17 protein-coding genes and 2 rRNA genes (1 of these 19 only partly in view) are annotated in these 23390 nt (G+C 65.3%); 15 read left to right on the forward strand and 4 right to left on the reverse strand.

Going from position 1 to position 23390, the window contains the following annotated elements:
- From MRB47_RS03665 to MRB47_RS03705, 9 genes are all read left to right on the forward strand, one after another.
- A 23S ribosomal RNA gene (locus MRB47_RS03665) occupies positions 1-2847 on the forward strand; it begins 29 nt to the left of the window's first position.
- A gap of 120 nt (positions 2848-2967) precedes the next feature.
- Positions 2968-3080, forward strand: a 5S ribosomal RNA gene (rrf, locus tag MRB47_RS03670).
- 217 nt (positions 3081-3297) lie between these two features.
- Positions 3298-3708, forward strand: coding sequence for a MerR family transcriptional regulator (locus MRB47_RS03675; protein WP_011806870.1), 411 nt, complete (start codon positions 3298-3300; stop codon positions 3706-3708).
- A 129-nt stretch (positions 3709-3837) separates the two neighbouring features.
- Positions 3838-5028: an isovaleryl-CoA dehydrogenase gene (locus MRB47_RS03680; RefSeq protein WP_011806869.1), complete on the forward strand. Its 1191-nt coding sequence runs from the start codon at positions 3838-3840 to the stop codon at positions 5026-5028.
- Positions 5029-5083: 55 nt separating this feature from the next.
- A complete protein-coding gene (gene can, locus MRB47_RS03685) occupies positions 5084-5746 on the forward strand; it encodes a carbonate dehydratase (RefSeq protein ID WP_015914330.1) in 663 nt (220 codons plus the stop codon).
- Positions 5747-5783: 37 nt separating this feature from the next.
- Positions 5784-7613 (forward strand): bifunctional isocitrate dehydrogenase kinase/phosphatase, encoded by a 1830-nt coding sequence (gene aceK, locus MRB47_RS03690; RefSeq protein WP_015914329.1) that lies wholly within the window; start codon positions 5784-5786, stop codon positions 7611-7613.
- On the forward strand, positions 7610-8800 hold the full coding sequence (locus MRB47_RS03695) for an acetyl-CoA C-acyltransferase (protein ID WP_103738677.1): 1191 nt from the start codon (positions 7610-7612) through the stop codon (positions 8798-8800). Before aceK ends, MRB47_RS03695 begins: the two co-directional genes overlap by 4 nt.
- A 102-nt stretch (positions 8801-8902) precedes the next feature.
- Complete coding sequence (locus tag MRB47_RS03700; protein ID WP_252101925.1) at positions 8903-9571, forward strand: SDR family oxidoreductase; 669 nt, start codon at positions 8903-8905, stop codon at positions 9569-9571.
- 49 nt (positions 9572-9620) lie between these two features.
- Positions 9621-10751, forward strand: a complete 1131-nt coding sequence (locus MRB47_RS03705; RefSeq protein ID WP_011806864.1) for an acyl-CoA dehydrogenase family protein — start codon at positions 9621-9623, stop codon at positions 10749-10751.
- 282 nt (positions 10752-11033) lie between these two features.
- Here the strand turns inward: MRB47_RS03705 and MRB47_RS03710 are convergent, their stop codons facing one another.
- Entirely contained in the window at positions 11034-11501 is a 468-nt protein-coding gene (locus MRB47_RS03710) for a DUF421 domain-containing protein (protein ID WP_252101926.1), read from the reverse strand.
- 107 nt (positions 11502-11608) lie between these two features.
- Here MRB47_RS03710 and MRB47_RS03715 point away from each other — a divergent pair, with 107 nt between their 5' ends.
- Positions 11609-12025, forward strand: coding sequence for a YchJ family protein (locus MRB47_RS03715; protein WP_252101927.1), 417 nt, complete (start codon positions 11609-11611; stop codon positions 12023-12025).
- A gap of 12 nt (positions 12026-12037) precedes the next feature.
- Positions 12038-13891, forward strand: coding sequence for a hybrid sensor histidine kinase/response regulator (locus MRB47_RS03720; protein WP_252101928.1), 1854 nt, complete (start codon positions 12038-12040; stop codon positions 13889-13891).
- Here the strand turns inward: MRB47_RS03720 and MRB47_RS03725 are convergent.
- Entirely contained in the window at positions 13885-14514 is a 630-nt protein-coding gene (locus MRB47_RS03725; RefSeq protein ID WP_411275729.1) for a LuxR C-terminal-related transcriptional regulator, read from the reverse strand. The genes MRB47_RS03720 and MRB47_RS03725 overlap by 7 nt on opposite strands.
- A gap of 308 nt (positions 14515-14822) precedes the next feature.
- On the opposite strand from MRB47_RS03725, the gene MRB47_RS03730 reads away from it, so the two are divergent.
- Positions 14823-15809, forward strand: a complete 987-nt coding sequence (locus MRB47_RS03730; RefSeq protein ID WP_252101929.1) for a hypothetical protein — start codon at positions 14823-14825, stop codon at positions 15807-15809.
- Between the two features lie 292 nt (positions 15810-16101).
- On the opposite strand, the gene MRB47_RS03735 is transcribed toward MRB47_RS03730, so the two are convergent.
- Positions 16102-17613 carry an ABC transporter substrate-binding protein gene (locus MRB47_RS03735; protein ID WP_252101930.1) on the reverse strand — a complete coding sequence of 504 codons (1512 nt, stop codon included), beginning with the start codon at positions 17611-17613 and terminating at the stop codon, positions 16102-16104.
- A 126-nt stretch (positions 17614-17739) separates the two neighbouring features.
- Between MRB47_RS03735 and MRB47_RS03740 the strand changes: the two genes are divergently transcribed.
- Both MRB47_RS03740 and MRB47_RS03745 read left to right on the forward strand, forming a co-directional pair.
- The gene (locus MRB47_RS03740; protein ID WP_252101931.1) at positions 17740-19704 is read left to right on the forward strand and encodes a diguanylate cyclase domain-containing protein; all 1965 of its coding nucleotides are present in this window, start codon (positions 17740-17742) and stop codon (positions 19702-19704) included.
- Complete coding sequence (locus MRB47_RS03745) at positions 19694-20374, forward strand: HAD family hydrolase (RefSeq protein ID WP_252101932.1); 681 nt, start codon at positions 19694-19696, stop codon at positions 20372-20374. Before MRB47_RS03740 ends, MRB47_RS03745 begins: the two co-directional genes overlap by 11 nt.
- A 59-nt stretch (positions 20375-20433) precedes the next feature.
- Here MRB47_RS03745 and MRB47_RS03750 read toward each other — a convergent pair whose 3' ends face one another.
- Positions 20434-21504 (reverse strand): AraC family transcriptional regulator, encoded by a 1071-nt coding sequence (locus MRB47_RS03750; RefSeq protein WP_252101933.1) that lies wholly within the window; start codon positions 21502-21504, stop codon positions 20434-20436.
- Between the two features lie 145 nt (positions 21505-21649).
- On the opposite strand from MRB47_RS03750, the gene MRB47_RS03755 reads away from it, so the two are divergent.
- Positions 21650-23386, forward strand: coding sequence for an AMP-binding protein (locus MRB47_RS03755; protein ID WP_123676845.1), 1737 nt, complete (start codon positions 21650-21652; stop codon positions 23384-23386).
- Positions 23387-23390 lie beyond the last annotated feature (4 nt).

Consider the following 23390-nt stretch of genomic DNA (forward strand, 5'->3'; position numbering starts at 1 on the left):
GCCTTGGCGATGATAGGCGACGAAAGACGTGATAGCCTGCGATAAGCTTCGGGGAGCTGGCAAATAAGCTTTGATCCGGAGATTTCTGAATGGGGAAACCTACCCGCAAGGGTATCGCTGACTGAATACATAGGTCAGCGAGGCGAACCGGGTGAACTGAAACATCTCAGTAGCTCGAGGAAAAGACATCAACCGAGATTCCGAAAGTAGTGGCGAGCGAAATCGGAGGAGCCTTCTAGTGATAGCACGACTGTTAGCAAAGCGGCATGGAAAGGCCGGCCATAGTGGGTGATAGCCCCGTATGCGAAAACAGACGTGTGGTACTGAGCTAGAGAAAAGTAGGGCGGGGCACGAGAAACCCTGTCTGAACATGGGGGGACCATCCTCCAAGGCTAAATACTCATCATCGACCGATAGTGAACCAGTACCGTGAGGGAAAGGCGAAAAGAACCCCGGGAGGGGAGTGAAATAGATCCTGAAACCGCATGCTTACAAAAAGTCGGAGCCCTTAGGGGTGACGGCGTACCTTTTGTATAATGGGTCAGCGACTTACATTCAGTGGCGAGCTTAACCGAATAGGGGAGGCGTAGAGAAATCGAGTCCGAATAGGGCGTTCAGTCGCTGGGTGTAGACCCGAAACCAAGTGATCTATCCATGGCCAGGATGAAGGTGCCGTAACAGGTACTGGAGGTCCGAACCGACTAGTGTTGCAAAACTAGCGGATGAGCTGTGGATAGGGGTGAAAGGCTAAACAAACTTGGAAATAGCTGGTTCTCTCCGAAAACTATTTAGGTAGTGCCTCAAGTATTACCTGCGGGGGTAGAGCACTGTTTTGGCTAGGGGGTCATGGCGACTTACCAAACCAAGGCAAACTCCGAATACTGCAGAGTACAGCTTGGGAGACAGAGCACCGGGTGCTAACGTCCGGACTCAAGAGGGAAACAACCCAGACCGCCAGCTAAGGTCCCTAAAATTGGCTAAGTGGGAAACGAAGTGGGAAGGCTAAAACAGTCAGGATGTTGGCTTAGAAGCAGCCATCATTTAAAGAAAGCGTAATAGCTCACTGATCGAGTCGTCCTGCGCGGAAGATGTAACGGGGCTAAGCCAGTTACCGAAGCTGCGGATGTGCAATTTATTGCACGTGGTAGGAGAGCGTTCTGTAAGCCTGTGAAGGTGTCTGGTAACGGATGCTGGAGGTATCAGAAGTGCGAATGCTGACATGAGTAGCGTTAAAGCGGGTGAAAAGCCCGCTCGCCGTAAGCGCAAGGTTTCCTACGCAACGTTCATCGGCGTAGGGTGAGTCGGCCCCTAAGGCGAGGCAGAGATGCGTAGCTGATGGGAAACAGGTCAATATTCCTGTACCGATCAATAGTGCGATGTGGGGACGGAGAAGGTTAGCTCAGCCAACTGTTGGATATGTTGGTTCAAGCCTGTAGTCGTGCCTGGTAGGCAAATCCGCCGGGCTTAGATGAGGGGTGATAACGAGTCTGCTTGCAGACGAAGTGAGTGATACCCTGCTTCCAGGAAAAGCCACTAAGCTTCAGCTATTGACGACCGTACCGCAAACCGACACTGGTGCGCGAGATGAGTATTCTAAGGCGCTTGAGAGAACTCAGGAGAAGGAACTCGGCAAATTGATACCGTAACTTCGGGAGAAGGTATGCCGCAAGTAGGTGAACTTGTACAAAGGGAGCCCAAAGCGGTTGCAAAAAATCGGTGGCTGCGACTGTTTAATAAAAACACAGCACTCTGCAAACACGAAAGTGGACGTATAGGGTGTGACGCCTGCCCGGTGCTGGAAGATTAAATGATGGGGTGCAAGCTCTTGATTGAAGTCCCAGTAAACGGCGGCCGTAACTATAACGGTCCTAAGGTAGCGAAATTCCTTGTCGGGTAAGTTCCGACCTGCACGAATGGCGTAACGATGGCCACACTGTCTCCTCCTGAGACTCAGCGAAGTTGAAATGTTTGTGATGATGCAATCTCCCCGCGGAAAGACGGAAAGACCCCATGAACCTTTACTGTAGCTTTGTATTGGACTTTGAACGGATCTGTGTAGGATAGGTGGGAGGCTTTGAAGTGAGGTCGCTAGATCTCATGGAGCCAACGTTGAAATACCACCCTGGTGCGTTTGAGGTTCTAACCTAGGTCCATTAGCTGGATCGGGGACAGTGCATGGTAGGCAGTTTGACTGGGGCGGTCTCCTCCCAAAGCGTAACGGAGGAGTTCGAAGGTACGCTAGTTACGGTCGGACATCGTGACGATAGTGCAATGGCATAAGCGTGCTTAACTGCGAGACTGACAAGTCGAGCAGATGCGAAAGCAGGACATAGTGATCCGGTGGTTCTGTATGGAAGGGCCATCGCTCAACGGATAAAAGGTACTCTGGGGATAACAGGCTGATACCGCCCAAGAGTTCATATCGACGGCGGTGTTTGGCACCTCGATGTCGGCTCATCTCATCCTGGGGCTGTAGTCGGTCCCAAGGGTATGGCTGTTCGCCATTTAAAGAGGTACGTGAGCTGGGTTTAAAACGTCGTGAGACAGTTTGGTCCCTATCTTCCGTGGGCGCTGCAGATTTGAGGAAGCCTGCTCCTAGTACGAGAGGACCGGAGTGGACACACCTCTGGTGTATCGGTTGTCACGCCAGTGGCATTGCCGAGTAGCTAAGTGTGGAAGAGATAACCGCTGAAAGCATCTAAGCGGGAAACTCGTTTCAAGATGAGATCTGCCGGGGTCTTGAGCCCCCTGAAGGGTCGTTGTAGACCACGACGTTGATAGGCTGGGTGTGGAAGTGCAGCAATGCATTAAGCTAACCAGTACTAATTGCCCGTGCGGCTTGACCCTATAACTTTGACTGCCAATCGCAGCTCAAGACTGTTATGCCAAGTACGCAATCAAATCCACGCTGATTCACAGACTCTATGAATTCGCTGTGCAGTCCTCACTGCTCAGCAACCCTTTATGCCTGATGACCATAGCAAGTTGGTCCCACTCCTTCCCATCCCGAACAGGACAGTGAAACGACTTCGCGCCGATGATAGTGCGGGTTCCCGTGTGAAAGTAGGTCATCGTCAGGCTCTTACAGCCCAAACCGCCCTCCCACTAACACAGTGGGAGGGCGTTTTGCTTTAGGCTTGAGCGGTCAACATCGGCTGGCGCACAGCATTCACAACTCCCAGTTGCCCTGTAGATCTGCAGCCGCTTGGTGTGTTGACGGGGATGTATCTGCTGTAGCATTGACGTTCACGTCAACTAATACGCTACATTTGGAGCAGATCTCCCGGTCTGCAATGCATGGCTACCTACACCATCAGTGACCTTGCCAAAGAATTCGATCTCACCACTCGCGCCATGCGGTTCTACGAGGACATGGGCTTGCTGCGTCCGGAACGGGCAGGTCCAGGGGGGCGGAATCGGATTTACAGCGCACGCGATCGCACACGGCTCAAATTGACACTGCGGGCAAAGCGCCTGGGTCTATCGCTCACCGAAGCCAAAGAAATCATCGACCTCTACGACAGCCCTCGTGACACGGGGGTGCAACTGCGCAAGTTCCTAGAGGTTCTTGCGGTGCATCGCAGGCAGTTGGAGTCCCAGATGACGGATCTGCAAGCCAATCTGGACGAGGTGCGGGAGCATGAGCGCGAGGCTCAGGAACTGCTTCAAAAAATTGAAGCCCCAACGCCTAAAGTCGTGGATAATTGACGTTTACGTAAACGTCATATTTGCGCGTCCTGGCTTTGTCCGGCCTGTAGCGTCGTCGTCTTGGGCGTATCGCAGTGGGGACATATCGAGCCAACGACCCGTGAGAGATCATCTTCCGAGGAGACACCCATGAGCACCGCCACCCAGTTGCCAGGCCTGAACTTTCAGTTGGGCGAAGACATTGACGCCCTGCGCGACGCGGTGCGCGAATTCGCGCAAGCCGAGATTGCGCCTCGCGCTGCCGAGATCGACCGCAACGACCAGTTTCCCATGGACCTGTGGCGCAAGTTCGGTGATCTGGGCGTGTTGGGTATCACCGTGCCGGAGCAATACGGTGGTGCCGACATGGGCTACCTCGCGCACATGGTGGCCATGGAGGAGATTTCTCGCGCCAGCGCATCGGTGGGTTTGAGCTACGGCGCGCACAGCAACCTGTGCGTGAACCAGATCAACCGCAATGGCAACGAAGCACAGCGAAAAAAATACCTGCCCAAGCTGATCAGCGGGGAACACGTTGGCGCCCTCGCCATGAGCGAGCCCGGTGCCGGCTCCGACGTGATCAGCATGAAGCTGCGTGCGGAGGATAAGGGCGGCTACTACCTGCTCAACGGTTCCAAGATGTGGATCACCAATGGTCCGGATGCCGACACGCTGGTGGTGTACGCCAAGACCGAGCCTGAACTGGGTGCGCGCGGCGTGACCGCCTTCCTTATCGAAAAAGGCATGCAAGGCTTCAGCATTGCGCAGAAGCTCGACAAACTCGGCATGCGCGGCAGTCATACCGGGGAACTGGTGTTCCAGAACGTCGAGGTACCGGCTGAGAACGTGCTGGGCGGCGTGAACAACGGTGCCAAGGTGCTGATGAGCGGCCTGGACTACGAGCGCGCCGTACTGACGGGTGGGCCGCTGGGCATCATGCAGAGCGTGATGGACAACGTGGTGCCCTACATCCACGACCGCAAGCAGTTCGGCCAGAGCATTGGCGAGTTCCAGCTCATCCAGGGCAAGGTGGCCGACATGTACACCGTGCTGCAGGCGGGCCGCTCGTTCGCCTACACGGTGGCCAAGAACCTGGACATGCTGGGTTCCGACCACGTGCGCCAGGTGCGCAAGGATTGCGCCAGCGTCATCCTCTGGTGCGCCGAGAAAGCCACTTGGATGGCCGGCGAAGGTGTGCAGATCTACGGTGGCAACGGCTATATCAACGAATATCCGCTCGGTCGCCTGTGGCGGGATGCGAAACTCTACGAAATCGGCGCCGGTACCAGCGAGATCCGCCGCATGCTGATCGGCCGGGAGCTGTTTGCCGAAACCTGCTGATGGCCCGCGCCGACGCCGCTCATTCATTCACAGCAAGAAGAAAAGGATTGCCCTTATGACCACCGCCTCCATCGACGAGCTGTTTGCCCACAACCGCGAGTGGGCGGAACGGATGGAGCGTGACCGGCCAGGGTTCTTCACCGGCTTGCTGGCGCAACAGAAACCGCGCTACATGTGGATCGGTTGCTCCGACAGCCGCGTACCGGCCAACCAGATCACGGGGTTGGAGCCGGGCGAGGTGTTCGTCCACCGCAACATCGCCAACGTGGTCGTGCCCACCGACCTCAACTGCCTGTCGACCATTCAGTACGCGGTCGACCAGCTCAAGGTCGAGCACCTGATGGTCGTGGGCCACTACGGCTGCGGTGGCGTACTGGCGGCGCTGCAGGACGCACGCATTGGTTTGGCGGACAACTGGATCCGCCATGTGAAGGACGTGCGCGACAAGCACGCCGCCCTGCTTGAAGGCATGGACGTGCAGTGGCGCCACGACGCGCTGTGCGAACTCAACGCGATCGAGCAGGTGATGAACATCGCCCACTCCACGGTGATGCAGGATGCCTGGGCGCGTGGTCAGAAGGTGCAGTTGCACGGATGGTGCTACAGCCTGAACAACGGCTTGATCACCAATCTGCAGATGTCCGTACCTGACGTGGCGGGGCTCGGCGAGGCGCACCGCCAGGCGGTGGCCCTGGTGGCCAGCCGCGTGCGCCAATAGGGCGCACCGCACTGCGCGCGGTTCTGCAGGCACAGTCATGTTTCCCGAGCGACTTGATGCCCCGCAGGCCTACGACATCGCCAAGGCGATGATGGATGGCTTCAACCGCCACTACCGCCTGTTTCGCGCCGAGTCTGCGCGCGCCAAGCACCGCTTCGAGACCGCCGACTGGCATGGCCAGCAACGCGCCCAGCGCGAGCGCATCGAGTTCTACGATCTGCGCGTCAAGGAGTGCGTGCGCCGCCTCGACAAGGAGTTCCACGCGGGCGACCAGTCCATGGAGGTGTGGCACCAGATCAAGCTGCACTACATCGGGCTCATGGTGAACCACCTGCAGCCCGAGCTGGCCGAGACCTTCTTCAATTCGGTCACCACCAAGATCCTGCACCGCACGCACTTCCATAACGACTTCATCTTCGTGCGACCCGCGGTGAGCACGGAGTACATCGAAAGCGACGACCCCGGGGCGCGGCCCACCTATCGCGCCTACTACCCGTCGCGCGACAACCTGCACGAAACCGTGGTGCGCATCGTCGAGCACTGCGCGCTGCAGCGGGACTTCGAGGACCTGCCGCGCGATGCGGGCCACGTGGTGCATGCCCTGCAGCAGCGCCTGGGCGCGGTCAAGCTGCGCACCAACTTTCAGGTCCAGGTGCTGTCCAGCCTGTTCTTTCGCAACAAGGGTGCGTACCTGGTCGGCAAGGTCATCAACGGCTATAACGAACTGCCGTTTGCGTTGCCCATCCTGCATGGTGAGGATGGTCGCCTGCTGATCGACGCCGTGCTGTTCGGCGAGAACGACCTGCAGATGCTGTTCTCCTTTGCGCGGGCCTACTTCATGGTGGACATGGAGATCCCCAGTGCCTACGTGCAGTTCTTGCGCAGCCTCATGCCGCGCAAGCCCCGTGCCGAGCTCTACACCGCGCTGGGCTTGGCCAAGCAGGGCAAAACGCTGTTCTACCGCGATTTCCTGCACCACCTGCGTTATTCCACCGACAAATTCCGCATCGCTCCCGGCATCAAGGGCATGGTGATGCTGGTGTTCGACCTGCCGAGCTTTCCCTACGTCTTCAAGCTCATCAAGGACCAGTTCCCAGCACCGAAGGACACCACGCGTGAACAGGTGCAGGGCAAGTACCTGCTGGTCAAGCAGCACGACCGCGTGGGGCGGATGGCCGACACGCTGGAGTACAGTCTGGTCGCCTTCCCGCGCGAGCGTTTCTCCGACGAACTCATCGAGGAGATCCGCAGGCATGCGCCGAGCCAGATGGAGATCAGCGACCGCGACGGCGATGGCCGCCAGGAGGTCATCATTGCGCACCTGTACATCGAGCGGCGCATGATCCCGCTGAACATCCACCTGCAGGAATGCTTCGATACCGGGCTCGACAAGCCCGAGGCACGCAGCGCGCTGGAGCATGCCGTCACCGAATACGGCAACGCCATCAAGGACATGGTCGCGGCCAACATCTTCCCCGGTGACATGCTCTGGAAGAACTTCGGCATCACCCGCAATGGCAAGGTCGTGTTCTACGACTACGACGAGATTGAGTACCTCACCGACTGCAACTTCCGCCGCGTGCCGCCGCCGCGTTGCGAGGAGGACGAAGTGTCTGGCGAGGTCTGGTGGCCCGTGGGGCCGCACGATGTGTTCCCCGAGACCTTCGGCCCGTTCCTGCTGGGTAACGACGCCGTGCGCGAGGCGTTCATGCGCCATCACGCCGACCTGCTGGACGTGGAGTTCTGGCAGTCGCACAAAGAGCGCATCCAGGCTGGCCACGTGTACGACGTGTTTCCTTATGACAGTGCGCGGCGCTTTCGCTGCGCAAACCCTTCTTCATTTCAAACCCAAGGAGATTCCACATGAGCCAACACCACGACCCCGTCGTCATCGTCAGCGCCGCGCGCACGCCCATGGGCGCTTTCATGAGCGACTTTGCCGACCTCGCGGCGCATGACTTGGGCGGCGCCGCCATCAAGGCCGCCGTCGAGCGTGCCGGCATTGCCCCCGAGAAGGTGGACGAAGTGCTGTTCGGCAACTGTTTGATGGCCGGCCAGGGCCAGGCGCCTGCGCGCCAGGCAGGCTTCAAGGGTGGGTTGCCGCAGAGCACCGGCGCGGTGACGCTGTCCAAGATGTGCGGCGCGGGCATGGAGGCCACCATCCTGGCCCATGACCAGCTGATCGCCGGCAGCCGCGACGTGATGGTCTCCGGCGGCATGGAGAGCATGACCAACGCCCCCTACCTGCTCAAGAAGGGGCGCGGCGGCTACCGCATGGGCCATGACAAGGTGTACGACCACATGATGCTCGACGGCCTGGAAGACGCCTACGAGGCTGGCCGCTCCATGGGCACCTTCGGTGAGGACTGCGCCGCCAAGTACAGCTTCACGCGCGAGCAGCAGGACGCCTTTGCCATCGAAAGCGTCAAGCGCGCGCAGCAGGCGACGCAAAGCGGCGCCTTCGCGACCGAGATCACACCCGTCACGGTCAAAACCCGCAAGGGCGATGTGACGGTGAGCATCGACGAAGGCCCGGCCAAGGCCAAGCTGGACAAGATCGCCGGCCTCAAGCCCGCGTTCAAGAAGGACGGCACCATCACCGCCGCCTCCAGCTCCAGCATCAACGACGGCGCCGCCGCCCTGGTGCTGATGCGCCAGTCCACCGCCCAGCAACTGGGCTGCAAGCCCCTGGCCAAGATCGTGGCGCACGCCACCCATTCCCAGGCGCCCGAGTGGTTCACCACCGCCCCCGTGGGCGCAACCCAGAAGGCCCTGAAGAAGGCCGGCTGGACGGTGCAGGACGTGGACCTGTGGGAGGTGAACGAGGCCTTCGCCGTCGTGCCCATGGCGCTGATGGCCGAGCTGAACGTGCCGCACGACAAGGTCAACGTGCATGGTGGCGCTTGCGCTCTGGGCCACCCCATCGGCGCCAGCGGCGCGCGCATCATCGTTACATTGATCCACGCGCTGCAGCGCCATGGCAAGAAGAAGGGCCTGGCCACGCTGTGCATCGGCGGCGGCGAAGGCACGGCCATGGCCATCGAACTGGTCTGACCCGCCAGCCATGGGCGCCCCTGCACACGCAGTGGCGCTCTTTTTTTAATAGCTGCTAGCGCTTGCTGAATAAGCGCTGGAGGCCTATTTGGCTTATCACTTATGTCCACAGTCCTGGTGATTGGAGCGTCGCGCGGCATCGGTCTGGAGCTGGTGCGCCAGTACGCGGCCGACGGCAGGCGCGTGCTGGCCACGGTGCGTGACGAAGCCGGCCGCGCGCGCGTGCAGGCGCTGGGCGCGCAGGCCCTCACCGTGGACGTGGCCCAGCCCGCCAGCGTAAGCGGACTGGCCTGGATGCTGGACGGCGAAAAGCCCGACTTGGCGTTGTATGTCGCAGGCGTGATGCGCCGCCCCGGTGCGCGCACCCCGCCCACGCGCGAGGACTTCGACGCCGTCATGCACACCAACGTGCTGGGCGCCATGCAGGTCATTCCGCAGGTGGCGCCGCTGGTGGAGGCCGCGGGCGGCGTGTTTGCCTTCGTGTCCTCGTCCATGTCGCTGATCGGCGGCGTGCCGGACAGCAACGCCTGGCTGTACCGCACCAGCAAGGCGGCGCTGAACATGGCCGTGGCAGCGGCGCAGCACGATTACCCGGCCGCGACGCTCGTCACCATCGACCCCGGCTGGGTGCAGACCGACATGGGCGGCGAGGCCGCCCCGCTCACCGTGGCCGACAGCGTGCGGGGCATGCGCGCGGTGCTGGCGCAGGTCACACCCGCGGACCGCGCACGCCTGCTGCACCACGACGGCCGGCGCGCCACGCACTGGTAAGCCCGCGCAACGCGCCACTTCAAGAACCACTGAACCCTACGGAGACACGATGCTGCTGACCCAAGACCAGGAAATGATCCGCGACGCCGTGCGCGACTTCGCCCAGCAGGAGCTGTGGCCGAATGCCGCGCGCTGGGACAAGGAACACCACTTTCCACGCGAGGCGCACCAGGGCCTGGCCGCACTGGGCGCTTACGGCATCTGCGTGCCCGAGGAGCTGGGCGGTGCGGGCCTGGACTACCTGACGCTGGCCCTGGTGCTGGAGGAAATCGCCGCCGGCGACGGTGGCACGAGCACCGCGATCAGCGTGACCAACTGCCCGGTCAACGCCATCCTCATGCGCTACGGCAACGCGCAGCAGCAGCGCGACTGGCTCACGCCCCTGGCGCGCGGCGAGATGCTGGGCGCGTTCTGCCTGACCGAGCCGCATGTGGGCTCCGACGCTTCGGCCTTGCGCACGACGGCCGTCAAAGAAGGCAACGAGTACGTCATCAACGGCGTCAAGCAGTTCATCACCAGTGGCAAGAACGGGCATGTGGCCATCGTGATTGCCGTGACCGACAAGGGCGCGGGCAAGAAAGGCATGAGCGCGTTCCTGGTGCCCACGAATACGCCCGGCTACGTGGTCGCGCGCCTGGAGGACAAGCTGGGCCAGCACAGCAGCGACACGGCGCAGATCAACTTCGACCACTGCCGCATCCCGGCCGAGAACCTCATTGGCGCGGAGGGCGAGGGCTACAAGATCGCGCTGGGCGCGCTCGAAGGTGGCCGCATCGGTATCGCCGCGCAAAGCGTGGGCATGGCACGCAGCGCGTTTGATGCGGCGCTGGCGTACTCGAAAGAGCGCGAAAGCTTCGGCCAGCCCATCTTCAACCACCAGGCCGTGGGATTTCGCCTGGCCGACTGCGCCACGCAGATCGAGGCCGCGCGCCAGCTCATCTGGCACGCCGCCGCGCTGCGCGATGCGGGGCGCCCCTGCCTGAAGGAAGCTGCCATGGCCAAGCTCTTCGCCAGCGAGATGGCCGAGCGCGTGTGCAGCGCCGCCATTCAGACATTGGGCGGCTATGGTGTGGTGAACGACTTCCCGGTGGAGCGCATCTACCGCGACGTGCGCGTGTGCCAGATCTACGAAGGCACGAGCGACGTGCAGAAGATCATCATCCAGCGCGCGCTGGCCTGATCCCAAGTCGCCTCCCTGCGGCGCCGCGTGTCACCGTGCACCTCCCTCTGGTGCCAGGCCGGCGCACGCGCACCCGCACCCGATCCGCACCCCTCTGGACCTGCTTTCGGACGGCCGCGCGCAGGGAGGGTGGCGGCCACCGGCGCGCCAGTTCTCCTATGCGGGCTGCGAGCGAGGGCGCACGTGCGGCGGGTACCCGGCGCAGTTCTGGTGTTCATTGCTATTGATGGCATAGCTGAATGCGCCCATTCAGCGGGCGCCGGGAGCGTTTTCTCTGCACTTTCAACGTTTCTTCAGCACCACGGTGATGGTGCCATTGGTCTCCAGCGTGGCGCGCTCCACCTCATGCAGATGCAGGCTGCCACCTGCACGCAAGGCTGCAGCCAGATCATCGGCGGTCAGCAGTTCGCGGCGCATGCACCGCAGGTCCACCTGGCCGGCCTGCACCAGGACCTGTGGCGTGCCGTCCACCCACGCGGCCACACGCTCGTAGCGATAGGTCAGCTGCGCGAGCAACGCATGGCACAGCAGCAGGGTGGCCGCGCAGATCAGGCCACCCACGAGCGAGTTGTCCCCCGCGTTCATCGAGTTTTGCACCGCGTTGGACAGGATCAGCAGCAGCACCAGGTCGAATGGCGCGTACTGCCCGGTCTGGCGCCTGCCGGTCAGGCGCAGGAACACGAGCAGGAAGAGGTAGACGATGACGCCGCGCAGGGCGAACTCCCACCACGGCACGCTCAGGGACCACATGGTTGCCTCCTTCACCGCGCGATGCGCGTGACGGCCGCCATCATGACAGGCCGCACGCCGTCACGTCTGCGTATGATGCGGCCCGCCTTCCTGCCCGGTCACCTCCCATGAACGCTGCCTCTTCACCCGCCGCATGTCCCTGCGGCCGCACCGACACGCGGCGCCGCACACTGCCCTATGCGCAGTGCTGCGGCCGCTACATCGACCACTTTGCCCACCATCCCGCCCCTGACGCCGAAAGCCTCATGCGCTCACGCTACACCGCCTTTGTGCGCGAGGATGCCGGCTACCTGCTGGCCACCTGGCATGCCACGCAGCGGCCGACAGCGCTGCCGTTCGAGCCTGGCGTGCGCTGGCTGGGGCTGCAGGTGCGCGCCTACCTGCCGCTGAGCGAAACGCATGCCGAAGTCGAGTTCGTCGCCCGCCAGCGCGACGGCAGTGGCCGCGCCCACCGTCTGCACGAGCGTAGCCGTTTCGTGCGCGAGGGCGGGCGCTGGTACTACGTGGACGGCGACCTGCTCTGAGCGGGGCATGGCATGAAGGCACGCGACAGCCTGCATCCGCACGCCTGGAGCAACTCGCTGCCGCCCGGCAGCGGAGCCTCTGCCTTCGACCTGGCCATGCGCCGACGCTTGCTCAGGTCGCTGGCGCAGCGCGGCTCCTCGGAGGTGGCGGTGCTCATCGTTCCCGGTGTGTTGTGCTGGGTGTACGGACGCGACGCGCCCGCCGCCCCCATGCTGGTGTGGTGGGCGTCGTTCATCCTGCTGATGCTGGTGCTCATGGCGCTGCGGCGGCGCATGGAGACCGAGGCCTCCGTCCCCGACAGCGTGGCAGTGCCGCGCTGGGAGCGCCTTTTCGGCTGGCTGGCGCTGGCGGTGGGCGCCTTCTGGGCCGCGCCGATCGGCATTGCCCTGCACCCAGGATCGAGCGACTTCCGGCTGCTGCTGTACCTGACGCTGACCGCGGTGCTCGCCTCGGCGACCACCTTCCTGGCTCCGCTGCCCGGCCTCTTCTGGCGCTTCTTTGCCGCCCTGTACCTGCCCCTGCTGGGCGGAGTGTTCTGGTTCTTTCCCACGCGCTGGCCCTATCTGCTGCCCCTACTGCTGGCTTTCGGCGCGGTGATCGCCCGCCATGCTGCGGGCGGGCGGCGGTTCGTGCAACTGCAGGCACGCCAGGAGCGCCGGCGCCTGCGGCTGGCGGAGCAGTACCGCACCGCCAAGGAGCAGGCCGAGCGGGCGCTGGCGGACAAGAACCGCTTCATTGCCATGGCCAGCCATGATCTGCGCCAGCCGCTGCACGCCATGGCCCTGCTGACGGAGACGGCGCGGCAGCGCAACCGGGACCCGTCCTTGGCTCCGGTGTTGCAGGACATGCATGGTTGCGTGCGCTCGCTGAGCTTTCTTTTCGAGGCGCTGCTGGACCTGTCGCGCCTGGAGGACGGCAGCATGCGCCCGCGCATGGAGAGCGTGTCCCTGGACATGCTGTTCGGCGAAGTGGCCACCGTGTTTACGCCGCAGGCCGCGCAAAGCGGGCTGCGCCTGCGCTGCCGCGCTCCCCTCAGGGGCACCGCGTGGGTCCATGCCGATCCCGCACTGCTGCGCCAGATGGTGTTCAACCTGCTGCACAACGCGCTGCGCTACACCCGTGAAGGTGGCGTCCTGCTGGGTGCGCGTCGGCGGGGTGCGCGCTGGCGCATCGAGGTCTGGGACACGGGCTCCGGCATCGTGCCCCAGGAGCGGGCGCGCATCTTCATGCCGTACGCGCGCGGACGCGCAGGTGCCTTGGTCGGAGGCCCTGGCTACGGCCTGGGCCTGGCCACGGTGGCGCTGTGCGCGGGCAGCATGGGGGTGGAATATGGCGTCGACTCGGTACCCGGCCGCGGCGCATGCTTCTGGCTGCTGGTGCCGGCGGTGCCGCCGCGGCTGCACCACGGGGCACCGCCCCCGGCGGATCAGGACAGGCCGCAGGCAGGCCCCGCCCACCAGCTGCTCGCCGGGGAATGCCTGGTGGTGGACGATGATCCTCAAGTGCGCGCGGCCCTGGCGCTGCTGATGCAGTCGTGGGGCTTGCAGGTGGAAACGGTCGACAGCGGTGCCCAGGCGCTGCAGTGGCTGGCGCAGGGCGGCCGGCCACAGGCGGTGCTGTGCGACCAGCGCCTCCAGGGGGGCGAAAGCGGCTTTGCCGTGCTGTGCGCCGTGCTGGAGCACTGCGGTCACGCGCGCGGAGTCATGCTCAGCGCGGAACATGACTCGCCGCAGCTGCGGCAGGCCGAGGAAGAAGGCTATCTGGTGTTGTCCAAGCCCGTGTGCCCCGATCTGCTGCATGCGCTGCTATCACGCTGGCTCGGGGAAGGCGCGCCTTCCGGCGCTGCGCAACGGGCGCCTCAGTAAGGCAGTTCCAGCCGCACGCCGCGCAGCCGGGCGATGGCCTCCACCCGGTTGCGGGCGCCCAGGCGCTCCAGAATGGCTGCCACATGGTCCTTGACCGTGTGTTCCGACAGGTTCAGCGCCGCAGCGATCTGCTTGTTGGCCAGGCCTTGCAGCAGCAGCTCCAGCGCCTGGCCCTGGCGCAGGGTCAGCCCCAGGTCGGCGGGATGGAGTGCGACCTCGCGCGCGCTTGTGGAACTGGCCGCAGCTGAAGGGGACGCCGCGGGAAACCAGGTGCCTCCCGCCAGCACTGCGGCGACGGCCTGGGCCACGACCTCGGGCGGCTGCTGCTTGTGCACAAAGCCATGGGCGCCACTGGCGCGCGCCTTGAGCGCCACCGCCGGATGGTCGTCACCGCTGGTCATCAGCACGCGCATCTGGGGGGCCAGGGCCAACAGCTCGCGCACCAGTCCGTCCGTGGCGCCCTCGGGCAGCCAGAAGTCCACCAACGCCAAGACCGGCCGGCCGCACCGCACGATGGTGTGCAGCGCCTCATGGGCGGAACCGGCATGCACGGCCTCGTCCAGCCCCTCCTGCAGGCCCAGGAAGGTCGTCAGGCCGTGCGCCATGAACGGGTGGTCATCCACGACCAGCGCGTATCGACGGGGTGGGGTGAGACGGGGAATTTCGGGGTTGGAGAGACACGTCACGAAGAGGGCCTGCGCATCGGATGCCTGCCCGCACGGGGTGCGCTGCGGGAGTAACAAATACCCCTCTAGCGGGGGATAGGGCAAGGGCGGGACTGTAACCACAATTCTGGGCGCTGCGCCACATTCGCACCCATGTGGTGCCAAAAGGGTCCACCGCCGCTGGCGGGAGGCGCCTCCAGACCCGCTGCCAGCGCACCCGCGACGGCGGCCTCACAACACCCCATCACAACGACAAGGGAATCCCCATGATGACTGCAGACATCCACCGCCGCGCGGCATTGACCGCTATCACCGCCCTGTTGGCGGGTTGCGGCGGCGGCGGCGACAACGACGACACACCAGGTGAGTCTCCTGCCCCATCACCCGCACCAGCCCCATCCCCAGCTCCTGGCATGCTAACGGGACAGTATCGCTGCGAGGAGCCCTCGGAGGCGCTCGATACCTCGCTGGCTGCTATGAACGCGCTGGGCGCACGAGGCTACGCGTTCGTGTCCGTGCTGGCGCAGGCAGATGGCTCGGGGGACTTCTACCTTTCCGACTCGGCGCACCAGGGTGTGCGCCTGGAATACGCCCTGGCCCCCCAGGCCGCATCGAGCGAGGCGGAGCTGGCTCGCTGCAACCAGCAGGGTGCGAGCGGCTGGGCTTTCAAGGGGCCTGTAGGTTACGGCGGCGCGGTGTATACGCTGTTCGTGCGCGAGATCGGCGGCAAGCAGCGCTTCGTCTATGAAAAGATGCCCCTTCCCACGGCCTTGTCCCAGGCAGGCTTCCAGGCGCAGCTCAATGCGCAAGGGGCCCGGGGCTTCCGCCTGGTGGGACCCATGTCTGTCGGAGGGGAGATCTTCAACCTGTACGTGAAGGATGCGTCCACTACCACTTACAGTTACTCCCTGCAGGACATCACCGACATGCACCTGCCGCAAGTGCTGCTCAAGCGCCTAGAGACCATGGGTGCACAGGGCTATCTCTATCTGGGAGGCATGGTGCTGGCGGGATCGACGGGTGCACAGGTCTACGAGAAAAGTTCGGCGCAAAGCGGCCGGGTGGACTACCACCTGCAGGAGCTTCCAGATCAGACCTCGCTGGCACAGTTCCTCGACGGCCTGAACGAGCGCGCGGCCCAGGGCTATTTCTTCTACGGCGAACTAGTATTTGGCGGGCAGCGCGTGCACAAGCTGTCCGTGCGCGGCGCAGTGGCCCTGCGGCATCCGCTGGCAGGGATCACCTTCCCCTGACGCCTTGCCCCCAGCACCCTGGTCGACCGCCAACCCATTGCCCACGGCGCGCGCTGCGAAACGCGGGGCGCGTCGGGCAGCTTCTGTCCCCCAGAGGCCTTGCGCCTGCTCCTCGGCAGGCACTGGGTGCGGCGGCGACTCATTCACCGCTGGCACGAAAGCGACCTTCCGGCGCAGGCCAGAGGGCTGATGGTTCGTGGTCGGGCAGCCTGGAGATCGGCTAGATGTCAAATTCGGTCGCGAGCCATTGCTGATAAGTGCCAACAGCTATTAAATAGAGAGTGATGGTTGCTCACTCCCACCACATGGCGGCGATCTGGTGCGCAAAGATGGGGTAATTCATCCACGTGCCGCGCAGGCCCTTGCGTACCACGGTGCCGATTTGCGGCGCGAAGATCCAGGCGTTGACGGCGTCCTGCGCCAGATGCCGCTGCATCTGGGAGAACAGCATCTGGCGCTCGCGCGCGTTGGTGGCGCTGGCGTGGCGTTCCACCAGGGCGCGAAAGGCCGGGCTGTCGTAGCCGAAGTAGTAGCCCGGATCGGTGTAGATGCGGTAGTCCAGCGGCTCCACATGATTGATGAGGGTCATGTCGAACTGGCCCTTGAACGGGCCCTGCAGCCACTGCTGCCAGCTCAGCTGCTGGATGTTGGCCTCGATGCCCACCTGGGCCAGGTCGCGGGCGATCAATGGCCCACCCACGTGTGCGTACGGTGCGGGCGGCAGGGCCAGTTCCAGCCGCAGCGGCGTCTGCACCCCGGCCTGTTTCAGCAGGGCGCGTGCGCGGGCGGGGTCGTAGGGGTGTAGGCTGGCCAGGTGCACGTAACCCGCGTCCGTGGGACTGAAGTGGCTGCCGATCACCACGCCGCGCCCATCCAGCGCGGTGCGGATAAAGCCCTCGCGGTCGATGGCGTGGGTGATGGCGCGGCGCACGCGCACGTCGTCCAGGGGTTTGCTGCGGTGGTTCAACGCCAGCATCCCCTTGCCGCCGGAGGCCCCGATCAACACCTGGTAATGGCTGTTGTCCTGAAAGCGCCGCACCGTCTGCGTGGCGAAGTTGAACAGCACGTCGATCTCGCCCGCGCGCAGGGCGTTGTCCTGCGCCTCCAGGTCGTGCAGAAAGCGGTACACGGCACGCTCCATGCGCACCTGGGCTGCGTGGCGGTGGGACTCGGCCTTGACCAGCGTGATGCGTTGGCCGCGCTCCCAGCGCTGTACGCGGTAGGGGCCCGTGCCCACCGGGGCGCTGGCCGCCCGTGCGGCCGTGTCCGGGTGCAGGATCACGGCCGGCCCCTCGCCCAGGCGGAAGAGCAGGTGCGGATCGGGGTGGTGCAGCGTGAGCGTGACGGTGTGCGCATCGGGCGTGACCACCGTGGCGATGTTGTCGAAGAGCGCCTTGCGGGACTTGTTGGTGGAGCCGGGCGCGACGGCACGCTCGAAGCTGAAACGCACGGCCGCCGCGTTGAGCGCGCTGCCGTCGTGAAAGCGCACCCCCTGGCGCAGCCGGAAGGTGCACGCGAGGCCGTTCGGGTCGGTGTTCCAGGACTCGGCCAGCAGTGGCTGTACCGCGCCGTTTTCCGTGATCTGCGTCAGCCCCTCCAGCACGTTGTAGTGCGTCACCTCGCCCACGGCGGCGGCAGCGGCCATGGTGGGGTCCAGGCTGTCGGGCTCCAGGGAGAGGTTGATCACCACGGAGCGTTCAGCGGCACGCGGTGAGACCTGCGCGGCGGCCGGCGCAGCGCACAGCGCGAGGGCCTGGGCCAGGCAGGCACGGCGGGTGAGGGAAGTGGGAGGCTGCGCAGGCATGGGCTACACCATCAGGGATGGGGGGCCTGTGGCCCCGGTGCTCAAAGGCTACAGACTGTGACATAGTAGGAGCACATTGGCTATTCCTATCGTCCCCTGCGGGTTCAACCCGCGCCGTTTTCACCCATGACTTCGCCTGTGGCCTCGCTCCGCCTACCGGCGCCTGCCCGCGCGTGGTGGGCGCTCGGGTTGCTTGTCGCCCTGCTGTTTGCGGCGATTGGCTGGGGGGTGCATGCCATCTACCAGGCGCGTGAGCAACGCTACCGCCATCAGATCGAAGGCGGCCTGCAGGCCGTGAACCACATGCAGGTGCGGGGGGTGACGGACTGGCGGCGCCGGCGCTTGCGGGAGGCGGCGGCACTCACCGACGACCGCCTTCTGGCACAGGCGGTGGCCCGCTGGCGCGCAACGGCGGCGCCTGACGCCGAACAGGCGGTGCGTGAGCGGTTGCGCATCCTGGTCGAGCATGTGCGCTATACCGCTGCCTATTTCGTCGATCCGCAGGGCCGGCTGATCCTGGATGCCGGCGGGCCGGCCACGGGCACGCTGCAGCCACCCGAGATGCGCGCGCTGGAGGGCGCGCTGGCGCGGGCCGAGCCCGGCATTGTCGAGCTGCGCCGCGACCCGTCCTTCGCCTTTCCGTTCTTCGGATTGCTGGCGCCGCTGTACGACGGAACCGCGTCGCTGGGGGCCATCTGGCTGGTGATGGACGCGCGCACCACGCTCTACCCATTGCTGGAGACCTGGCCCACCAGCAGCCGCACCGCCGAATCGGTGCTGGTGGAGCGGCAGGACGACACGGCCTTGTTCCTCAGCCCCTTGCGCCATCGCAGCGATGAACCACTGGCGCTGCGCCTTCCGGCGGAGCCGGGCAGCCGCGATCCCATGGTGCTGGCCGTCGCGGGCGTGCGGGGCGCCTTCTACGGCAGCGACTATCGCAACCAGCCGGTGCTGGCGGTGGCCAGCGCGGTGCCGGACTCGCCCTGGCTGCTGGTGTCCAAGGTGGACGTGGCCGACGCCTTCACCGCTGCCCAGCGGCGCGAATGGCTGGCCCTGAGCCTGTTCGTCAGCCTGGGGCTGCTGTCGCTGGGCTGCGTCGTGGTGCTGTGGCAGGGGCGGGCCTGGCGGCGCGAACGGGCGTTGAAGGCGGAGCTGGAGCGCAACCTGCGCTGGCTGGACAATGCGCAGAAGGCGGCCTCGGTGGGCTACTTCGTCTATGAGGGGCAGAGCGAGGCATTCATCATGTCGCGCATGGCCAGCGCTATCTTCGGCCTGCCATCCGACGGGCGCATGACGCTGCGCACCCAGTACCGCATCCAACGCAACGGCGACGGCCAGGTGCGCTGGATCGAGGTGTGGGGCGAGTACGGCGACTCCGCCGGCGACGGCGAGCCGCTGCTCATGACCGGCACCGTGCAGGACATCACCGACCGCAAGCACACCGAGGACGAACTCGCGCGTTACCGCAACGCGCTGGAGTCGCAGGTGCGCATGGACCCGCTCACCCAGGTGGCCAACCGCCTGGCGCTGGACGAGGCCGTGGCGCGCGCCTGGAGCCAGGCGCTGCGCGAGGGTTCGTCGCTGGCGCTGCTGATGATCGACGTGGACCATTTCAAGGCCTACAACGACTATTACGGCCACGTGGCGGGTGACCGCTGCCTGCAGCGCGTAGCGTCGGCGCTGGCGTCGGCCTTGGGGCGGCCGGGTGACCTGCTGGCGCGCTATGGGGGCGAGGAATTCGCCGTGCTGCTGCCGGGCGCGGACGCCGATGCCGCCCTGGCCGTGGCGCACCGCCTGCAGGAGGTGCTGCGCGCCCTGTCGCTGGAGCACCGCGCCAACCCGGGCGGATTCACCGTCACCGCAAGCATGGGCCTGGCCCACCTGCGTCCGGCCGACGTCGTGTCCGCAGGCACCGAAACGCGCGCCGGCGTGGACGCGGCCCAGCCCCTGTTCCAGCAGGCAGACGCCGCGCTGTACCGCGCCAAACAGCTGGGCCGCGACCGCGTGGTGAGCTACGACGCGCAGTGCGCGGCCACCCTGTACGAGGCCGGGCAGCCCGCGCCTGCGATCATGCTGACCTATGACATTTGAAGCGATATTGTTCGATTGCGATGGCGTGCTGGTGGACAGCGAGCCCATTACCAACGGCGTGCTGTGCGAGATGCTCAATGAAGCCGGCTGGCTGCTGGCGCCCGAGGAGTGCATGCGCCTGTTCATCGGCAAGACCGTGCGCAGCGAGGCTGCGCGCATCGAGGCCGAGACCGGCCGCCCGCTCACCGACGCGTGGATGGCCGAGTTCTACGCGCGCCGCAACGCACGCCTGCGGGCCGAGCTGGTGGCCATCCCCAACGCGCCCCAAGCCGTGCGCGCCGTGCACGGGCTGCTGCAGGGGCGCATCGCCTGTGCCTCCGGCGCCGACCGGCAGAAGGTGGAGATGCAACTGGCGCAGGTGGGCCTGGCGCCGCTGTTCGCGGGCCGCGTTTTCAGCGGCCACGAGATGCCCGCCACCAAGCCTGCACCCGACGTGTATCTGGCAGCGGCGGCAGCCGTGGGCGTGCCGCCCCTGCGCTGCCTGGTGGTGGAAGACACGGTGACGGGCGTCACGGCCGGCGTGGCCGCGGGCGCCACGGTGCTGGGCTACAGCCCGTCGCCCGTGGGCCATGGCTCTGCCGAGGCGCTGCGCGCCGCTGGCGCCGTGCAGGTCATGGCCGATATGGCAGAACTGCCCGCGCTGCTGCAGGCCATGCGCGTTGCGGTTTAAGCCAAATTGAGCTCTAGCGCTTACTGGGTAAGCGCTAGCAGCTACTAATAAATGAGCGTCTATACCGCTACGGAGCGTGCGCCGCGACGGAACTCCGCGGGCGACTGGCCTGTCCAGCCGCGAAACGCGCGGATGAAGCTCTTCTCGCTGGCAAAGCCCGTGGCCTGCGCCACCTGCTTGATGGGGCGGTCGCTGCGGTGCAGCAGCTCGATCGCGCGGCTGCGGCGCACCTCGTCTTTCAGCGACTGCAGCGACGCGCCTTCCTCCTTGAGCTGGCGGTGCAGCGTGCGCGCCGAGACGTGCAACTGCTCGGCCAGCGTGTGTGCGCTGTGGGTCGCGTCGGGCAGGGCGGCCAGCACCTGGCGCACGCGCTGCACCAGCAGCCGGTCGCGGCGGTACTGGCGCACGGTGAGGGGCAGTGCGTGCTGCAGCATCTGGCGCATGGCCGCCTCGTCGCGCGTGATCGGCAGCGCGAGGTAGCGCGCATCGAAATGCACGGCCGCGCGCGGCGCCTGAAAGCGCGTCGGGCCGCTGAAGAGCACGCCATAGGCCTGCGCGTGGGGCGGTGGCGCGAAGGGGAACTCGGCCGCCAGTACCGGCAGGCGCGAGTCGATGAACCAGCTGGCCAGCCCGAGCGCGTTGCGCAGCGTGGAAACCAGGCAGAACTCGCGCAGCGTGCCCAGGTCGCGCTGCTCGGCGATGGTGAGCGTGGCCTGCTCGCCCTCGGCGTGCAGGTGCAGCGTGATGTCGTCCGTCAGCAGGGCGTGGTGGCGGCACCAGCGCGCCAGCGCCAGGCCCAGTGTGGGTGCACTCAGCGAGGCGCGCGCCAGCAGGCCGTAGCTGCCCCAGGGCAGGCGGCGGGAGAACCAGCCCAGGGCTTCGTCGTCCAGCTCGCGCATCGCACCGGCGGACAGCACCTCCATCTGCTGCGCCGTGATGCGGCCCGCAGAGTTGCCAACCTGCTCTGGCGGGATTTGTGCCAGCGCCAGCACCTGCGCCGCGTCCATTCCGCGCGCTGCGTAGGCCTGCACGATGGCTTGCACAAATGCCATGGGCGTGGCGGCCGTGGGTGTAGCGAGGAGTGCGGCGGGTGCGGGCGGGGGCGGCGCAGGGTCAGGGTGGTCGGGCATGCGTGGAGTCTGCAACTCCGTGGCGCAATTTGCAACCTTTCTGACCCATCTCGGTCACCGCGCGTGCGGGGGTGCGGCGTATGCTGTGCAGCCTGTTGCCGGGCCCCGCGCGGGCGCTGGCCCACCCCGACCAGGAGACAAGCCCATGGAACCCGCATCCACCCCATCGGCCGCGTTGAGCCATGCGCGTGGCAGTGCCGCCACCCCCCTCATCGAGCAGACGCTGGGCGACTTCTTCGCCGGCATGGCGCAGCGCCAGCCCACGCACGAGGCACTGGTCAGCCGCCACCAGGGCCTGCGCTACACCTACGCCGAGCTGCACCAGGCGGCCCGCCAACTGGCCAGCGCGCTGCTGGGCCTGGGGCTCGCCAAGGGCGACCGCATCGGCATCTGGTCGCACAACAACGCCGAATGGGTGCTGATGCAACTGGCCACGGCGCAGGTGGGCCTGATCCTGGTGAACATCAACCCGGCTTACCGCACGGCCGAGGTGGAGTACGCGCTGAACAAGGTCGGCTGCAAGGCGCTGGTGGCCATGCCGCAGTTCAAGACCAGCGACTATCTGGGCATGCTGCGCGAGCTGGCGCCCGAATTGGCCGCGTCCCAGCCCGGCGCACTGCAGGCCGCGCGCCTGCCCACGCTGCGCACGGTCGTGTGGATCGACGCGGCCGGCTCAGGCGTAGCGGGCCAAGGCGACGAACAGCCGGGCATGCTGCGGTTTTCCACGCTGATGGCGCGGGGCGACGCGCAGGACGCGCGCATCGATGCCATTGCCGCCCAGCTGCACAACACCGACCCCATCAACATCCAGTTCACCAGCGGCACCACCGGGTTCCCGAAGGGCGCCACGCTCACGCACCGCAACATCCTGAACAACGGTTTCTTCATCGGCGAGTGCATGCGCCTCACGCCCGAGGACCGGCTGTGCATTCCCGTGCCGCTGTACCACTGCTTCGGCATGGTGCTGGGCAACCTGGCCTGCCTCACGCACGGCAGCACCATCGTGTACCCCAACGACGGCTTCGACGCCCTGACCGTGCTGGAGACCGTGCAGGCCGAGCGCTGCACCGGCCTGCACGGCGTGCCCACCATGTTCATCGCCGAGCTGGACCACCCGCGCTTTGCCGAGTTCGACCTGCGCACCCTGCGTACCGGCATCATGGCTGGCAGCCCGTGCCCGATCGAGGTGATGAAGCGCGTGGTGGGCGACATGCACCTGTCGGAGATCACCATCGCCTATGGCATGACCGAGACCAGCCCCGTGAGCTGCCAGAGCGACGCCGAAACGCCGCTGGCCAAGCGCGTGTCCACCGTGGGCCGCGTGCAGCCGCACCTGGAGGTGAAGATCATCGACCCCGAGACCGGCGCTGTGGTGCCGCGCGGCGAGCGCGGCGAACTGTGCACCCAGGGCTACTCCGTCATGCACGGCTACTGGGGCGATGAGGCCAAGACCCGCGAGGCGATCGACGAAGGCGGCTGGATGCACACGGGCGACCTGGCCACCATGGACGACGAGGGCTACGTGAACATCGTCGGCCGCATCAAGGACATGGTGATCCGCGGCGGCGAGAACGTGTACCCGCGCGAGATCGAGGAATTCCTCTACCGCCACCCCATGGTGCAGGACGTGCAGGTGGTGGGCGTGCCCGACCAGCGCTTCGGCGAGGAGCTGTGCGCCTGGATCATCGCCAAGCCCGGCACGCGCCCCAGCGAGGACGACATCCGTGCCTTCTGCAAAGGCCAGATCGCGCACTACAAGGTGCCGCGCTACATCCGCTTCGTTACCAGCTTCCCGATGACGGTGACGGGCAAGATCCAGAAGTTCAAGATCCGCGACGTCATGAAAGACGAGCTGGGCCTTGCCGAAGACAAAACCGCTTGAAACG

Source organism: Diaphorobacter sp. LI3, from assembly GCF_022807955.1.
Lineage (GTDB): Bacteria > Pseudomonadota > Gammaproteobacteria > Burkholderiales > Burkholderiaceae_C > Diaphorobacter > Diaphorobacter nitroreducens.

Bases quoted from the DNA above. Each gene is read 5' to 3' on its own strand.
- MRB47_RS03675 (WP_011806870.1), top strand. From the start codon at position 3,298: ATGGCTACCTACACCATCAGTGACCTTGCCAAAGAATTCGATCTCACC.
- MRB47_RS03680 (WP_011806869.1), top strand. From the start codon at position 3,838: ATGAGCACCGCCACCCAGTTGCCAGGCCTGAACTTTCAGTTGGGCGAA.
- can (WP_015914330.1), top strand. From the start codon at position 5,084: ATGACCACCGCCTCCATCGACGAGCTGTTTGCCCACAACCGCGAGTGG.
- aceK (WP_015914329.1), top strand. From the start codon at position 5,784: ATGTTTCCCGAGCGACTTGATGCCCCGCAGGCCTACGACATCGCCAAG.
- MRB47_RS03695 (WP_103738677.1), top strand. From the start codon at position 7,610: ATGAGCCAACACCACGACCCCGTCGTCATCGTCAGCGCCGCGCGCACG.
- MRB47_RS03700 (WP_252101925.1), top strand. From the start codon at position 8,903: ATGTCCACAGTCCTGGTGATTGGAGCGTCGCGCGGCATCGGTCTGGAG.
- MRB47_RS03705 (WP_011806864.1), top strand. From the start codon at position 9,621: ATGCTGCTGACCCAAGACCAGGAAATGATCCGCGACGCCGTGCGCGAC.
- MRB47_RS03710 (WP_252101926.1), bottom strand. From the start codon at position 11,501: ATGTGGTCCCTGAGCGTGCCGTGGTGGGAGTTCGCCCTGCGCGGCGTC.
- MRB47_RS03715 (WP_252101927.1), top strand. From the start codon at position 11,609: ATGAACGCTGCCTCTTCACCCGCCGCATGTCCCTGCGGCCGCACCGAC.
- MRB47_RS03720 (WP_252101928.1), top strand. From the start codon at position 12,038: ATGAAGGCACGCGACAGCCTGCATCCGCACGCCTGGAGCAACTCGCTG.
- MRB47_RS03730 (WP_252101929.1), top strand. From the start codon at position 14,823: ATGATGACTGCAGACATCCACCGCCGCGCGGCATTGACCGCTATCACC.
- MRB47_RS03735 (WP_252101930.1), bottom strand. From the start codon at position 17,613: ATGCCTGCGCAGCCTCCCACTTCCCTCACCCGCCGTGCCTGCCTGGCC.
- MRB47_RS03740 (WP_252101931.1), top strand. From the start codon at position 17,740: ATGACTTCGCCTGTGGCCTCGCTCCGCCTACCGGCGCCTGCCCGCGCG.
- MRB47_RS03745 (WP_252101932.1), top strand. From the start codon at position 19,694: ATGACATTTGAAGCGATATTGTTCGATTGCGATGGCGTGCTGGTGGAC.
- MRB47_RS03750 (WP_252101933.1), bottom strand. From the start codon at position 21,504: ATGCCCGACCACCCTGACCCTGCGCCGCCCCCGCCCGCACCCGCCGCA.
- MRB47_RS03755 (WP_123676845.1), top strand. From the start codon at position 21,650: ATGGAACCCGCATCCACCCCATCGGCCGCGTTGAGCCATGCGCGTGGC.